15 protein-coding genes and 1 pseudogene are annotated in these 15,134 nt (G+C 63.2%); 5 read left to right on the plus strand and 11 right to left on the minus strand.

Annotated features, from left to right (window positions below; all coding sequences use genetic code 11):
• Positions 1-31 precede the first annotated feature (31 nt).
• Positions 32-1,453, plus strand: a complete 1,422-nt coding sequence (gene der / locus JNC62_RS13730; RefSeq protein WP_374839573.1) for a ribosome biogenesis GTPase Der — start codon at positions 32-34, stop codon at positions 1,451-1,453.
• Between the two features lie 87 nt (positions 1,454-1,540).
• On the opposite strand, the gene JNC62_RS13735 is transcribed toward der, so the two are convergent.
• The 3 genes from JNC62_RS13735 to JNC62_RS13745 all read right to left on the minus strand — a co-directional run bounded on the left by JNC62_RS13735 (position 1,541) and on the right by JNC62_RS13745 (position 4,006).
• Positions 1,541-1,978: a sulfocyanin-like copper-binding protein gene (locus JNC62_RS13735; protein ID WP_374839574.1), complete on the minus strand. Its 438-nt coding sequence runs from the start codon at positions 1,976-1,978 to the stop codon at positions 1,541-1,543.
• Positions 1,979-2,059: 81 nt separating this feature from the next.
• Positions 2,060-2,986 (minus strand): sugar kinase, encoded by a 927-nt coding sequence (locus JNC62_RS13740; RefSeq protein WP_374839575.1) that lies wholly within the window; start codon positions 2,984-2,986, stop codon positions 2,060-2,062.
• A 12-nt stretch (positions 2,987-2,998) separates the two neighbouring features.
• Positions 2,999-4,006, minus strand: a complete 1,008-nt coding sequence (locus JNC62_RS13745; protein ID WP_374839576.1) for an Ldh family oxidoreductase — start codon at positions 4,004-4,006, stop codon at positions 2,999-3,001.
• A gap of 211 nt (positions 4,007-4,217) precedes the next feature.
• Between JNC62_RS13745 and bglA the strand changes: the two genes are divergently transcribed.
• Positions 4,218-5,864: a beta-galactosidase BglA gene (bglA, locus tag JNC62_RS13750; protein ID WP_374839577.1), complete on the plus strand. Its 1,647-nt coding sequence runs from the start codon at positions 4,218-4,220 to the stop codon at positions 5,862-5,864.
• Between the two features lie 53 nt (positions 5,865-5,917).
• Here the strand turns inward: bglA and JNC62_RS13755 are convergent, their stop codons facing one another.
• From JNC62_RS13755 to JNC62_RS13790, 8 genes are all read right to left on the minus strand, one after another.
• On the minus strand, positions 5,918-6,172 hold the full coding sequence (locus JNC62_RS13755) for a ParE family toxin-like protein (protein WP_374839578.1): 255 nt from the start codon (positions 6,170-6,172) through the stop codon (positions 5,918-5,920).
• Positions 6,169-6,372, minus strand: coding sequence for a hypothetical protein (locus tag JNC62_RS13760; RefSeq protein WP_374839579.1), 204 nt, complete (start codon positions 6,370-6,372; stop codon positions 6,169-6,171). The genes JNC62_RS13755 and JNC62_RS13760 overlap by 4 nt, the downstream gene beginning before the upstream one ends.
• Positions 6,373-6,428: 56 nt before the next feature.
• Entirely contained in the window at positions 6,429-8,123 is a 1,695-nt protein-coding gene (gene ade / locus JNC62_RS13765) for an adenine deaminase (RefSeq protein WP_374839580.1), read from the minus strand.
• 200 nt (positions 8,124-8,323) lie between these two features.
• Positions 8,324-8,659: an ArsR/SmtB family transcription factor gene (locus JNC62_RS13770; protein WP_374839581.1), complete on the minus strand. Its 336-nt coding sequence runs from the start codon at positions 8,657-8,659 to the stop codon at positions 8,324-8,326.
• 132 nt (positions 8,660-8,791) lie between these two features.
• The gene (locus JNC62_RS13775) at positions 8,792-9,565 is read right to left on the minus strand and encodes a HugZ family pyridoxamine 5'-phosphate oxidase (RefSeq protein WP_374839582.1); all 774 of its coding nucleotides are present in this window, start codon (positions 9,563-9,565) and stop codon (positions 8,792-8,794) included.
• Between the two features lie 108 nt (positions 9,566-9,673).
• Positions 9,674-10,717 (minus strand): choline ABC transporter ATP-binding protein, encoded by a 1,044-nt coding sequence (gene choV, locus JNC62_RS13780; protein ID WP_374839583.1) that lies wholly within the window; start codon positions 10,715-10,717, stop codon positions 9,674-9,676.
• Complete coding sequence (gene choW / locus JNC62_RS13785) at positions 10,714-11,586, minus strand: choline ABC transporter permease subunit (protein WP_374839584.1); 873 nt, start codon at positions 11,584-11,586, stop codon at positions 10,714-10,716. Before choW ends, choV begins: the two co-directional genes overlap by 4 nt.
• Before the next feature lie 196 nt (positions 11,587-11,782).
• A complete protein-coding gene (locus JNC62_RS13790; RefSeq protein WP_374839595.1) occupies positions 11,783-12,715 on the minus strand; it encodes a choline ABC transporter substrate-binding protein in 933 nt (310 codons plus the stop codon).
• A gap of 256 nt (positions 12,716-12,971) precedes the next feature.
• Between JNC62_RS13790 and JNC62_RS13795 the strand changes: the two genes are divergently transcribed.
• From JNC62_RS13795 to JNC62_RS13805, 3 genes and pseudogenes are all read left to right on the plus strand, one after another.
• Positions 12,972-13,559: a thymidine kinase gene (locus JNC62_RS13795; RefSeq protein WP_374839585.1), complete on the plus strand. Its 588-nt coding sequence runs from the start codon at positions 12,972-12,974 to the stop codon at positions 13,557-13,559.
• A gap of 191 nt (positions 13,560-13,750) precedes the next feature.
• The gene (locus tag JNC62_RS13800) at positions 13,751-14,128 is read left to right on the plus strand and encodes a c-type cytochrome (RefSeq protein ID WP_374839586.1); all 378 of its coding nucleotides are present in this window, start codon (positions 13,751-13,753) and stop codon (positions 14,126-14,128) included.
• A 177-nt stretch (positions 14,129-14,305) separates the two neighbouring features.
• Positions 14,306-15,058 (plus strand): annotated as a pseudogene (locus JNC62_RS13805) (hypothetical protein); the annotation flags it as partial.
• Positions 15,059-15,134 lie beyond the last annotated feature (76 nt).

The following is a 15,134-nucleotide window of genomic DNA, read 5'->3' on the forward strand; positions in this document are numbered from 1 at the left end:
TGCGCGCGGCTCAATCGGAACGGAACAGGTCATGAGTTTCACCGTCGCCATTGTCGGGCGCCCCAATGTCGGCAAGTCCACGCTGTTCAACCGGCTGGTGGGCAAGAAGCTCGCCCTGGTCGATGACACGCCTGGCGTAACCCGCGATCGTCGTCCGGGCGAGGCCAGGCTCGTTGACCTGCGTTTCCGCGTCGTCGACACCGCCGGTCTCGAGGAGGCGGCACCCGAGACGCTGCAGGGGCGCATGCGGGCGCAGACGGAAGCGGCGATCGACGAGGCCGACCTGTCGCTGTTCGTCGTCGATGCCAAGACAGGGCTTACACCGGTCGATCAGGCGCTGGCGGAGATGCTGCGCCGGCACGGCAAGCCCGTCGTGCTTGTCGCCAACAAGTCCGAGGCGCGCGGCTCCGATGCCGGCTTCTACGACGCATTCACGCTCGGTCTTGGCGAACCGACGCCGATTTCCGCCGAGCACGGGCAGGGGATGCTCGATCTGCGCGATGCGATCGTCGCGGCCCTCGGCGAGGAGCGCGCCTTCCCGCGCAAGGACGATGAGGCCGTCACCAATGTCGACGTTCCCCAGGTCGCCGGCGATGGCTCGGACGAGGAGGAGCCGGCCTATGACGAGACGAAGCCGCTGCGGGTTGCCATCGTCGGCCGGCCGAACGCCGGAAAGTCGACGCTGATCAACCGCTTCCTCGGCGAAGACCGGCTGCTGACCGGCCCCGAGGCCGGCATCACCCGCGATTCCATTTCGGTCGAATGGCAGTGGCGTGGCCGCACCATCAAGATGTTCGACACCGCCGGCATGCGGCGCAAGTCGAAGGTGCAGGAGAAGCTGGAAAAGCTGTCGGTGGCCGACGGCCTGCGCGCCATCCGCTTTGCCGAAACGGTCGTCATCGTCTTCGACGCCACGATACCGTTTGAGAAGCAGGACCTGCAGATCGTCGATCTGGTGTTGCGCGAGGGACGTGCGGCCGTGCTCGCCTTCAACAAGTGGGACCTGATCGAGGACCCGCAGGCGGTGCTGGCCGACCTGCGCGAGAAGACCGAGCGGCTGCTGCCGCAGGCGCGCGGCATCCGCGCCGTGCCGATCTCCGGCCAGACCGGGCGCGGGCTGGACAAGCTGATGCAGGCGATCATCGACACGGACCGGGTCTGGAACCGCCGCATCTCGACGGCGCGGCTCAACCGCTGGCTCGAATCGCAGCAGGTTCAGCATCCGCCGCCGGCCGTTTCGGGGCGCCGGCTGAAGCTGAAATACATGACGCAGGTGAAGGCCCGACCGCCCGGCTTCATGATTTCCTGTACGCGGCCCGAGGCGCTGCCGGACTCCTATGTGCGCTATTTGACCAACGGCCTGCGCAACGACTTCGATCTGCCGGGCGTGCCGATCCGCATTCACTTCAAGGCCTCGGAGAATCCGTTCGAGCCGAAGAAGCGGAAGAGGTAGAGATGAAAAGATTGCACCGGCTCGCAAGGCCAGCCGGTGCAACTGCGGTAACGAAATGGTTCGCCCGTCATTCTCCGACGGATTGGATCACGGGGTGACGGTGAGCTTCGCAGCCATTCCTGCCTCGTAATGCCCTTTCAGATTGCAGAACAGCAGGTAGGTCCCGGCCTTCAGATCGGCGTCGAGCTTGCCGTCTGCGCCCGGCTTGAGGTCCTCGACTTCGCCGAGGCTCTCGAGGTCCGTTTCGTCGACTCGATGCTTGCTGGCGATCAGCGGGATCTTCTGGTCGCTGGATTGAAGCTTCACCAGGATCACCTCGTGCTCTTCGCTCATCGCATCGTTGTGGACCACGAGTGTTACGGGTCCGGCTGCAACACGCGTCTTGTCCAGCGTGAGGGCCATCGATCCGCCACCCTCACCGGTTGCGGTGACGTTGATGGTGTTGGCCGCTAAGAGGGGCGTTGCTGAGAGCGCCAGTGCGATTGCGGCAGCGTTGGCGGCAAGCATGCGCGTGAAACGAGGCATGGCATTTTCCTTCGGTTGAGGACGTTTGCGCAGCCTTTCTGCCGATCCTTCCTGACGGCAGCCTGAAAGAGCGGGGCGGCGCTACCTCTTCACCGGACAGGCCGGCAGCTTGTCGCGGGCGACAAGCGCGCCGTGATGCCGGATGACGGCTGCCGCCAGTTCCGCGGCGAAACGGGCGGAAGAGGCGGCGTCCGCGGTCAAGATATAACGGGCGAGGAAGCCGCCATTGAAGCTGTCGCCGGCGCCGGTCGCATCGATGACCAGCCCGACTGCCGCCGAGGCTACGTGGGTTTTCGCTTCGCCAAAGGCGACAGTGGCGCCGTTTGCGCCGTCCTTGACGACGACATCGGCAACGCCGAGCGCCTGGTAGCGTGCAATCGTCTCGTCGATCGAGGCGTCGCCGAAGTGGGCGGCCTCGTCATCGAAGCTCGGCATGACCAGCGTGGCGGCGCGGGCTCCGTCGCTGATCGTCGCACGCATCCGCTCGGCGCTGTCCCACAATTGCGGGCGGATGTTCGGATCAAAGGCGACGAGCTTGCCGGACGCCTTGGCGCGGCGCAGTTCGGCAAGGAGCGTGTCGACATCCTCCAACGGCAGGATGGCGAGCGTGATGCCGGAGAAGACAACGATCTCCGCCGCCTCGATCGCCTGGCGCAAGCGGTGCGGATCGCGCGCGAGGAGCTTTGCCGCGGAGACCGATCGCCAATAGGAGAAGCTGCGCTCGCCGTTGTGGAGGTGGATCATGTAGAGGCCCGGTGCGCCGCCTTCGATGCGGGCGATGTTGGCCGTGCCGATGCCATGCCCATCCATGAAGGCCAGCATCTCGTCGGAGATCGTATCGGTGCCAACGGCGGTCAAGTAATCGACCGACCAGTCGGATGGCAGGAACAGGCGGGCGTAGTAGGCGGCGTTGAAGGTATCGCCCGCGAAGCTTTTTCGCATCAGCCCGTCATCCGCCTGCATCAGTTCCACCATGCATTCGCCGATCGACAGCAGTCGCCTCGCCATTCTTGCCGCTCCTCAGTTGAGCCGGAACGAGGCGATGCCGTCTATGATGCCGCGGGGCACGGTGATGCCGGCGCTGCCTGCCCGCCATCGGGCAGTGGCGCGGGACTTCCCTGGAACATGCACGCCGTAGTCCCGGGAAAGGCGTTCCAGCTGTCTATCGAGGCGCTCTTCAAAATCGGCTGCGAGAAACTGCGGCGCAATCGCAAGGACGAATAGGCCGGCACCCGGGCTTTCGCTTCCGCTGCGGAAATCCGGTCCGTCGAGTGACCAGTTGGCGCCGGTCAGTCCCGCCGCCAGTATCTCCACCATCAACGCTATGTTGGCGCCGCGGCTGCCGCCAAAAGCGAGCAGCGCCCCCTTCAGCGCCGCGTTTGCGTCGGTTGTCGGGCGACCCGTAGAATCGAGCGCCCAGCCTTCTGGAATTGGCTCACCGCGCTCGGCCGCCTGCCTCACCTTGACGTAGGCGGTCGCGCTGGAGGACTGGTCAATGACAAGCGGCAGGCCGTTCGCGCGCGGCGCGGCAAAGGCAAGCGGATTGGTGCAGTAGACCGGCTTGGTGCTGCCGCCGCCCGCGATCAGGGCGGAGCCGTTCGTCGCTGCCAGCGCAACCAGGCCGGCATCGGCGAGCCGAGCCGCATACCAGCCAAGTTCGCCCGTGGTGAAGCTGTTCTGCGAGGCGTAGAGCGTCAGGCCGAAAGTGCTCGCCTTCATCACCAGCTCGTCAAAGGCGGTGTCGAAACCGAGCTGTGCGATACCGCCGTGACAATCGCATTTCACCAGGGCCGGTATCGGCGAGGTGATCAGCGGTTCGGCATGGCCGTCGATCCGGCCCGAGGCGAGCGCCTCGAGGTAATCCATCAGGTGGGCCAGGCCGAGTGCCGGCTTGCCGGCGGCTTCCGCGTCGACGGTCGCCTTCGCGAGCGAGCGCGCCAACGCCTCGCTTGCGCCGGCCCGCAAGAGCGCCGTGGAGGCCAGCACCGAGACTTCAGCCAGGGTCAGGACGACGGTGTGTTCAGGCATTTCAAGTCTCCCGCTGCCAAGCGGTTCCACCAGTTCGGTGCAGGGATTCGATTGCCGGCATCATCGGGTCCGTGCTGCCGCGCGTCAACCGCAAGACGCGCCCCGGCGGGCCGTGCGGGCTCGACAGCGTTCGGGTCCGATGCATCCGACCGTTTACCCGTTCAATCGTTCCCGCTACAGATTGTCGACGATCATGACCGGGGAACTCTCCATGACCACTTCGCAGACAATCGCCGCCGAATGGTGGCGCGGCTCCGTGATCTACCAGGTCTATCCGCGCTCCTTCCAGGACACGACCGGCGATGGCGTTGGCGATCTCAAAGGCGTGACGGAGCGGCTTGCCCATATCGCTTCGCTCGGTGCGGATGCGATCTGGCTGTCGCCTTTCTTCACCTCACCGATGGCGGACATGGGCTATGATGTTTCCAACTACTGCGACGTCGATCCCATGTTCGGGACGCTCGCGGATTTCGACGCGATGCTGAACGAGGCGCATCGGCTCGGGTTGAAGGTCATCATCGACCAGGTGATCTCGCACACGTCCGACCAGCATCCGTGGTTCAGGGAGAGTCGTTTCAGCCGCGACAACGCCAAGGCCGACTGGTACGTCTGGGCGGAGCCGAAGAAAGACGGTACGGCGCCGAACAACTGGCTCGCGGTCTTCGGCGGGCCGGCCTGGGAGTGGGACGGTGTGCGTCGGCAATACTACATGCACAATTTCCTGGGCTCGCAGCCTGACCTCAACTTTCACAACCCCGAGGTTCAAGCGGCGTTGCTGGAGGCGATGCGGTTCTGGCTTGATCGCGGCGTCGACGGCTTCCGGCTAGACACGGTGAACTACTATTTTCACGACGCGAAGCTGCGGGACAACCCTCCGCACGTGCCGGACCCGGAGGCCACCGGCTTCGACGCGCCGGAGAGCAATCCCTACGGCATGCAGGCGCACCTGCATGACAAGACGCAGCCGGAGAACATCGCCTTCCTGCAGCGGGTGCGGGCGCTGCTCGACCTATACCCGGATCGCACCTCGATCGGCGAGGTGGGGGACGGCGACCGGTCGCTGAAGACGGTGGCGGACTATACCAGCGGCGGCGACAAGCTGCACATGTGCTACACCTTCGACCTGCTCGGGCCGGACTTCACCGCCCAGCACATCCGCCGATGCGTGGAAAATTTCCAGAAGGCGGTCACGGACGGCTGGGTGTGCTGGGCCTTTTCCAACCACGATGTCGAGCGCCACGTCAGCCGCTTCATCGCGGCGCCGGAGGAACGCGACCCTGTCGCCAAGCTGGCGATCACGCTGCTTGCGACGCTGTGCGGCTCGATCTGCCTGTACCAGGGCGAGGAACTCGGCCTGCCGGAAGCGGAATTGGCCTTCCAGGATCTGCGCGACCCTTACGGCATCCGCTTCTGGCCGGCCTTCAAGGGGCGCGACGGATGCCGCACGCCGATGCCCTGGCAAGCGGGCGCCCCGCATGCGGAGTTTTCTGTTGGCACGCCCTGGCTACCGGTGCCCGAGGAGCACGCACGGCTTGCTGTCGATGCGCAAGAAGCGCTGGCGGGTTCGGTGCTGAACCACTATCGCCGGACGCTCGCCTTCCGCAAGGCGCATCCGGTCCTGCGCGACGGCGACATGACCTTCGTGAAATCGCACAAGGACATCCTTGCCTTCACCCGCGAGAAGGATGGGGAAAGTCTGCTTTTCGTCTTCAACCTGACGCGCAAGCCTGCTGCGTTCTCGCTACCGAAGGATATGGCGGACTGCGAAGCAGTGTCTCTGCCGGGTTTTGCCCCGGCACTGGACGGCGGCGTGGCCAAGCTCGGCCCGCTCGATGCATTTTGCGGCCGGCTGATGTGACTTGAGCCTCAGGCGGCCGGGCGTTTGCGAGCGGCGGGAAGCAGGTAGCGCAGTTATTTCACCAGTCGGTCGTAGTCTGCATGGCTGCCGATCCAGAACCAGATCAGGTCGTCTCCATCGCTGACCGCAAGCGCACGCCACGAAAGGCTGACGCGTACGGACCAAAAGCGGCCGACTTGCTTCAGATGCAAGGACGGATGCTTCGGTTCGGCTTTTAGAAGCTCAAAGTTCTGATCGGCCAGTTTTTGGACACGTGCGGGGAGAGTATTGTACGCGCGCCAGAATGAAGGGCTCGCGTGATGCTTCAAAGGCGGCTCGTTCGTCCGGCGCGGTGGTCTTTCAACGCCTTGTCTGCAAGGCGGTCCAGTGCCTGGCTGTTGCGCGCGTCATGCTCGAACTGCTGATCCCAGCGCGCCGCCTGCAGCTTCTCAAACCACAGCGCAAATGCCTCGAACTCTTCTGCTTCGAGTTCCGCCACGCTTTTCTCTATCTGCTCAAGCTTGGACATTCGGCAAACCTCCATCCCCTAGATACGCCGTCGTTAATGGCCTGCCAAGATGGCGCTCACCCGATCAGCGCGAACTGGTCGACATCCACCATGCCGCGATCCGATATTTTCAGATGCGGAATGACCGGAAGCGGCAGGAAGGCGAGTTGGAGGAAGGGTTCCTCCAGTGTCGCGCCCAGCGCGAAGGCAGCCTGTCGCAAGTGATGCAGCGTGTCGCGCACCGCCTCGTAGGGTTCGAGACTCATCAGGCCCGCGACCGGCAGCGCCATCTCGCCGGTGACCTTGCCGCTCTCGACGACGACGAAGCCGCCCCGGAGCTCGCCGAGGCGGTTTGCGGCCAGCGCCATGTCGTCCTCGTCGACGCCGACCACGCAGATGTTGTGGCTGTCGTGACCAACAGTCGAGGCGATCGCCCCCCTCTTGAGGCCAAAACCCTGGACGAAGCCGTTGGCGTGGTTGCCGTTCCTGCCGTGACGCTCGATGACGGCGACCTTGATGATGTCGCGGTCGAGGTCCACCGCCGTCTCGTTGCCCTTCGCCGGCAGCCGGTAACGCCGATGCTCGGTGATGATCTTGCCGGGCATCACACCGATCACCGGCATCTCGCCCTCGCTGACGGGGACGGCGAAGTGCGCGGCCTTCACGGGCCGCGCCTTGACGCTGTCGAGGCCGACCGGAGAAACGGGCTTGCGATTCGCGAAGAGAGCGTCGCTGACGCGACGCCCACCGGCAAACACCATCTCCGCGCGGCAGTCCTCCAGCGTGTCGATCACGACAAGATCGGCGCGCCAGCCGGGGGCGATCAGCCCGCGGTCCCGTAGGCCAAAAGCCTTGGCGGCAGAGATCGAGGCGGCGCGATAGACGGCGAGCGGTGCGCGACCATGAGCGATCGCGGTGCGGATCATGTGGTCGAGATGGCCCTGCTCGGCGATGTCGAGCGGATTGCGGTCGTCGGTGCAAAGCGCGATGAACGGCGACAACCGCTCGGTGAACAGCGGCAACAGCGCCAGCAGGTCCTTCGATACCGACCCTTCGCGGATCAGGATGTGCATGCCCTTGCGGATCTTTTCCAGCGCCTCGTCTGCGGTCGTGCACTCATGCTCGGTGCGGATGCCGGCGGCCAGATAGCCGTTCAGATCACGGCCGGACAGAAGCGGTGCATGGCCGTCGATATGCTCGCCCTGGAAAGCCTCCAGCTTCGCCATGCAGACCGGATCCTTGTGGATCACGCCTGGGAAATTCATGAACTCGGCGAGCCCGATCACCTTGGGATGATCGCGGAACGGCAGGAGCTTTTCAACGGGCAGGTCGGCGCCCGAGGTTTCCAGATGCGTCGCCGGCACGCAACTGGAGAGCTGTATGCGGATGTCCATGATCGTCTGCTCGGCAGAATCCAGGAAGAACCGAATTCCCTCAACGCCGAGCACGTTGGCGATCTCGTGCGGATCGCAGATCGCCGTCGTCACGCCGAGCGGCAGCACGCAGCGGTCGAACTCGTGCGGAGTGACGAGCGAGCTTTCGATGTGCAGGTGCGTGTCGATGAAGCCGGGCACGACGATGCGCCCGGAAATATCGATCGCCTCGCGCCCCTCGTAGCCCTCGCAGGTGCCGACGATGCGCTCGCCGCAGATGGCGATGTCGGAGGTCACCAGCTCGCCCGTGACGAGATCGAAGAACCGTCCGCCCTTCAGCACGATGTCGGCGGGGGCGCGGCCGGTGCCCTGGTCGATGAAGCGTTCGAGATGATGCATGGCGGGCTCCGATTCTGTGCTGAAGCCGAGTGTAGCTGCGCAGTGTTCGAGTAGATCACCTTCCCGGTGCGAGGCGGCTTCTTAGCTGCTGGTCAAACTATCGAAGCAACCGGCACCGTCAAGCCGGTCCAGAGGTGGCCGGCAAAAGAAGAAGGCGCCCGGCGGGGTATCCGTCGGGCGCCTCTTTGTGGCGGGTACATTCAAGCGTAGCGCCGCTGCCTGATATCTTGCGGTTGAGCGTCGCCGAAAATGCTGTCGATCGCTTCCAGCATCGTCAGGACGGCCTCCGACTTGCTGGAATAATAAATGGTCTGCGCGTCACGCCGCGTGGTGACGAGGTTCTGTGCTCGCAGTTTCGACAGATGCTGCGACAGCGCCGACTGGCTAAGGCCCACCCGCTGGGCCAAGGCGCCGACTGCGATTTCCCCGCGGACCAGTACTTTCAGGATGAGAAGCCGTTTCGGGTTGGCCATTGCGGAAAGAAAGTTGGTTGCAACTTCGGCCTGAGCCTGCTCGTCTTCGGTAAAAGGGTCCATTCACAACTCCGTCGGCGCAATCACTTAAAATATGTGCGGTTCCGTACTGTATGACTGTTAGCATATAAACAAAACCGCACACATCAAGTGGCAAGAAATGGGGGTAGGCTACCGTTTGGTCGCCCCAGGTCCTCAGCCTTCGGTGGACCGCGCCTTCTTCAAGAGGTCGGCAAGCACAATCCGAAGATCCGCTGAATTCTGCAATTCGCCTGCAAATTCAAGGCGTTCTAGCCTGTCTCCGGCGGAAAGATCCAAACCGGCGGCGTCGATTCCCGAGATGGACCAGTTTCCGTCTTTCGCATCACAGTAGAAGCGCGCGTAGATGCCCGCCGCCTCGGCGTGATCGGTATTCATGTGCTCGATGGCGTCCGCCTCTTGCAGTGCCAGCGCTTCGCGGGCGGGAGAGCGAATCAGCAAATCGTCCGCCGTCAGCACGTAGGCCTTGCCGAAGCCTCCGTTCAGGTTGGCGCGAAGCGGCACGAGCCGGAAAAAGGTGAAGTCGGGAAAATCGACGTAGAGCTTGGCCTTGGGATGGCGACGGACGAAACGCTCGCGCAGCCGAGCATGCTGCTCGCTGCCGCGATCGACTTCGCCGGCCTGGGTGATGATGGTCAGTCGCGGATGGGCGAGGGGGTCGCCCTTGCCAGGTTCCCCGGCCAGCAGCGACGCGCGCGGATCGCGGCGAAGGGCCTGGGTATGGACGGAGAGCGCCGAGACGAGGATGACCGGCGCGCCGTCAATGTCCAGACCGGTCAGAACCCGGCTGGCGTAGGGAACGCCCGTGTCCGGCTCCAGGACGGCCAGAGCAGCGCTGCGCGACGAACGCAGCAACACCCGGGCGAGCTTGCGGGCATCGTCGTCCGTATCACGCAAAACCTTCGGCGCGTCCTTCGGTTCTCCCGTCACGGCAATTCCTCGCATGACTGTCGTACCCGTCTGGAAACGGCGAACGGCTCCGAATGTCAAGCCGTCATGCCGGGATTGGACGCCTCAAAGGCGGGTGCGCGCTCCAGATCACTCGCGACGGCGATGCCGTGTCAGGCTTTCCACCACATTCTGGGCGTTGATCATGCCGACGATCGCACCGTTCTCGACCACGCCGATGCTGCCGGGCTGGCGCGCCATGGCATCGAGGATGTCGACCAGCGGCGTTTCCGGCCGGGCCGTGGCCGTGACGCCGACAGCGGGGCCGCTCAGGCCGGGGAGCATGACGTCGCCGGCCGTCAGCATGTTGATCGGGTTCATGTTCTGCACGAAGTCGGCGACATATTGATTGGCCGGGCTCTTCACGATGTCCGCCGGCGTGCCGCACTGGATGATGCGCCCGCCTTCCATGATGGCGATGCGGTTGCCGATGCGGAAGGCCTCGTCGAGATCGTGGCTGACGAAAATGATCGTCTTCTTCAGGCGCCGCTGGAATTCGAGCAGTTCGTCCTGCAGGCGCGTGCGGATCAAGGGATCCAGCGCGGAAAACGGCTCGTCCATCAAGAGGATCGGCGCGCCGGTGGCAAAGGCCCGCGCGAGACCGACGCGCTGCTGCATGCCGCCGGATAGCTCGTTGACCTTGCGGTTTGCCCATTGCGTCAGGTTGACGAGATGGAGCTGCTCCTCGACGCGTGCCTTGCGCTCGGCGTCCGGCATGCCTGCCAGTTCGAGTCCGAAGCCGACATTGTCCGCGACCGTACGCCAGGGCAGCAGGGCGAACTGCTGGAACACCATGGAAACCGTGTGCATGCGGAAGGCGCGCAGCGCCTTCGGGGAGCAGTCGTAGGGGTTGAGCGCGGTTCCCGAGGTCTTGACCTGGACCTCGCCGCGGACGACCGGGGCCAGGCCGTTGACAGCGCGCAGGAGCGTCGACTTGCCCGACCCGGACAGCCCCATCAGCACCAGGATCTCGCCCTCGTTGATCGTGAGCGAGGCGCCGGCGACGCCAACCACGAGGCCTGTCTCCTTGCCGATCTCGTCGCGGCTCTTGCCGGCATCGATCATGGCGAGGGCGCGCTCCGGCTTCTCCCCGAAGACAATGTCAACGTTGCGGAAAACGACGGTCTCGCTCATTTGCCTTCTCCTTCATCGGAGGTGCGGAAAAGGCGGTCGAGGATGATGGCGAGGATGACGATGCACAACCCGGCCTCGAAGCCCATCGAGATGTTCACGGAGTTCAAGGCGCGAACGACCGGCACGCCGAGCCCCCTGGCACCGACGAGTGCGGCAATGACCACCATCGACAGCGACAGCATGATCGTCTGTGTCAGGCCGGCCATGATCTGCGGCGTGGCGAAGGGGAGTTCGATCTTGCGTAGGACCTGCCTCGGTGTGGCGCCGAAGGCCTGCGCTGCCTCGACCAAAGAGGGCGGCGTCGAGATGATGCCGAGCCGGGTCAGGCGGATGGGCGCGGGAATGGCAAAGATCACCGTCGCGATCAGTCCCGGAACCATGCCGAGGCCAAACAGGATGAGCGCGGGGATGAGGTACACGAAGGTCGGGATCGTCTGCATCAGGTCGAGTACCGGACGCAACACCGTATAGAACCAGGGTCGGCGGGCGGCAGCGATACCGAGCGGAACGCCGACGAGCATGCTGACACTGGTCGCCGCCAGAACGAGGGCAAGCGTTTCGGTCGTTTCTTTCCAGTAGCCCTGGTTGACGATCAGAAGAAGGCCCAGGAAGGTGAACAGCGCCACACCGAATGACCGGCGAAGATACCAGCACAGCGCGGTGATCAACGTGATCAGCGCCAGCGCATAGGCGAACTTGCCCGCATCGCTGGTAAACGGCCCCTGCAACAGAAACAGGATGGCGTCGATGCCGCTCTGCAGCACCACCTTCAACATATCGAAAAGGCCCTTGCCGTTGGTGGTCAACCAGTTGACCGCCGTTTTCGCCCAGGGGCCGATGGGCAGTTTGATGTTCGTCAGCCAGTCCACGGGATTGCACCACCTTCCAAGGGTGTTGACACCTTTTCCGTGCGCCCATGCGACGCCTGCCTGAAGCAGTGGTCGCAAGAAGGGCGCGGCGGATCAGATAAAGACGATCAAGCGACAGCATGCCATCCTGATGCACGCCGAGAATGTCGCGATCAGAAGGGGCGGGAGGTTGCCCTGCCGCCCCCGCTCCGAGCCATCAAAGGCCCAGTGACGCCTTGACGGCGGCCAGACCGTCGCTGCCGTCCTTTGCCGTCACGCCAACCAGCCAGGGCTCGACCACCGACGGATTGGCCTTCAGCCACTCGGTTGCGGCCGTATCGGGCGCCTGACCGTCGTTGAGGATCTTGCCCATGATCTCGTTTTCCATCTGGAGCGAGAACTTGAGGTTCTTGAGGAATTGGCCGACGTTCGGGCACTCGGTCGTGTAGCCCTTGCGAACGTTGGTCAGCACGGTCGCGCCGCCGAAATTGGGCCCGAAGACGTCATCGCCACCGGAGAGATAGGTGAGCTTGAAATTGGCGTTCATCGGATGGGGTTCCCAGCCGAGGAAAACGATCGGCTTGCCGTCCTGCTCGGCGCGGGCGACCTCGGCGAGCATGCCCTGCTCGGACGACTCGACCACCTCGAAGCCTTTCAGGTCAAACGTTCCTTTCTCGACCATGTCGATGATCAGCCGGTTGCCGTCATTGCCGGGTTCGATGCCATAGATCTTGCCGTCGAGCGCGTCCTTGTGGGCGGCGATATCCTTGAAATCCTTGATGCCGAGTTCCACGCCCTTGGCATTGGTGGCCAGCGTATACTTGGCGCCTTCGAGGTTCTCGCGAACCGTCTCCACCGTGCCGGCGTCGCGGAACGGCTTGATGTCGTTTTCCATGGTCGGCATCCAGTTGCCGAGGAAAACGTCGATGTCGTTGTTGGCGAGCGACGTATAGGTCACCGGAACCGAGAGCACGGTCGTTTCGGTCTCGTAGCCGAGACCCTTCAGGACGGCCGATGCGGTTGCCGTGGTCGCGGTGATGTCGGTCCAGCCCACGTCGGAGAAGCGGACCTTGCCGCAGCTTTCGGGTTCTGCCGCCATTGCGCCGGACAGGCCGAATGCAAACAGCGAGACGGCCGCGAGGGCGGACATCCTAAAAGTTGAGTTGGATTTCATGTTTCCTGCTCCCCAAAACTTGTTCTGATGTGCAAGCCAAGCATCAAAAACGTCATTGTTCAAGCACTTTACCATGTTTGAACCGGTGACACGCGCCTAGATTATTTCACGCCGGTTCGCAATCACGCGCGAGAATGTCGCTGTCAACGGTGCACGTGGAATTCTGTGATTTTTGTCAGTTCGCCACTGGAAATCCCGCCTCGTCCGCGCCAGAACGAGGCTGGAGACCATCATGGCCAAGCTATACTTCCATTACGCGACAATGAACGCCGGAAAGTCGACGATGCTGCTGCAGGCATCGTACAACTACCAGGAGCGTGGCATGCGCACGGCGATTTTCATCGCCGCCCTGGACGACCGCGCCGGCAAGGGACGCATATCCTCACGCATCGGCCTGCAATCGGATGCCATCGCCTTCGATGGCGACGACGATCTCCATGCCATGGTCGAGGGGCTGAACGCCGACGGCACGGGCCCGATCGCCTGCGTGTTTGTGGATGAGGCCCAGTTCCTGACCGAGGGACAGGTGTGGCAGCTTGCCCGCATCGCCGACCGTCTCGGCATCCCCGTCATGGCCTATGGCCTGCGGACGGATTTTCAGGGTCGGCTGTTTCCCGGCTCCTACGCGTTGCTGGCCATTGCCGACGAACTGCGCGAGGTGCGCACCATCTGCCATTGCGGGCGCAAGGCGACCATGGTGGTTCGCCTGGATGACAAAGGCAAGGCCGTCAAGCAGGGCGCACAGGTCGAGGTGGGCGGGAATGAGAAATACGTCTCCTACTGCCGGCGTCACTGGGAAGAGACGATGCGCGGCGACTGAGCCACGGCGCAAGCTTTCAAATGTGCCCGAGCGCTCTGCGCTTCGCTTGCCGCATGTATTCCTCATGAAACCGTCTGCGGCTCTGACGCACATCCTTTACGCGCCGCTAACCAGACGACGCTTTGCCGCATCGCCTGCTGTGCAGATTTCGGTTTAACTGATTGCCGAGATTTGAACTGAAAGGAAACAACGTGAAATTCACTTTAGCTTCCGCCCTTTTCATCCTCGCAACCGCGTCCGCCGCTCATGCTGACGGGGACGCAACCGCGGGCAAGACTGTTTTCAAGAAGTGCATTGCCTGCCACGCCATCGATCCGGTCAACCGCGTCGGTCCGTCCCTCGGCGGCGTGATCGGCCGACCGGTGGCTTCGGTGGATGGGTTCAAATACTCCAAGGCGATGCAGGAGTTCGGCAAGGACAAGGTCTGGGACGAAGCGACCCTTACCCAATATCTTGCCGAGCCGCGGAAGGTGGTCAAGGGAACAACCATGGTATTCGTCGGCCTGAAGAAGCCGGAGGATATCGAAAACCTTCTCGCCTACCTCAAGGATCCGGCGGCAGCACAATAAGCGTTCCGCCGTCGCGCCAGCCGTGCCGGCGGTAATGCATGCCCGCAAAGGAAAAATACATGGCTACCGGGGCTTGCACGCTCCGTTCGGCTCCCCACATCATGGTTTCCGCGGCAACCAGGTGGTCGTTGCGAATGGCGACGGCACATCTGTCTGCCGCGATTAAGGGGAGCAGGTATGGCCACATTGCAGAACTTCGACGCGGAGATCGAAAAGACCCGCCAGGTCGTCGATCAGGTGCGCGGCAAGATGGAGCAGACCGGTGTCGTGCTCGACCAGTTCGCCAAGGCAGACACCAGGCTCGGTGACGTCAATTTCGACATCGAAAACGCCCGCATCCAGGACGTGCTCGCCCAGCAGAAGGTGATGGAGGCCAACATCGCCGACCTGATCATCGGGCTGGAGGACGCCACCAACGTCTTCGGCGCCGAGTTCGAGAGCATGAAGAGCTATACAGGGTACGAGAAGTTCATCGGCATCTTCTCCCGGCAGAAGATGCAGCGCATGCGCACCGACCGTGTCCGCAACATGTCGCTTGCCGGCAATCTGCAGGAATTGCTCGCCAAATCCGATACGATCGTCGGCATCCTCAAGGAACAGAAATCCATTCTCGACGGCCGCTACAAGACCTCCGAGGCGAGCCTCGTCCAGGTGATCGAGCGGCGCAAGCAGACGATGACCAATCTCGAGGCCACGCAGAAGCGCATCGAGGAACTGAATCCGCGTCTGCTCGACATCGAAAACCGCATCGCCGTCTCGACGGACCAGAAGACGCGCACGCAATTGGAAGGCGAGCGCTCGAAGCTTGCCACCGAATACAACGAGAAGCAGGCGAAGGAACAGGAACTTCTGGCCGAGAGCCAGACGCTCGAGCGCTACACCTCGATGTTCCAGACCTTCGTCGATTCGCTCAATAACCAGATCGCCGCTGTTGTTTGACACGAAGGACCGGAATTACCGGGAATATCTGGGATAAGGCGGGAACTGGCGCTAAAGCCCCGGAAAT

Source organism: Mycoplana ramosa (assembly GCF_041930185.1).
In the GTDB taxonomy this organism is placed as follows: Bacteria; Pseudomonadota; Alphaproteobacteria; order Rhizobiales; family Rhizobiaceae; genus Mycoplana; species Mycoplana ramosa.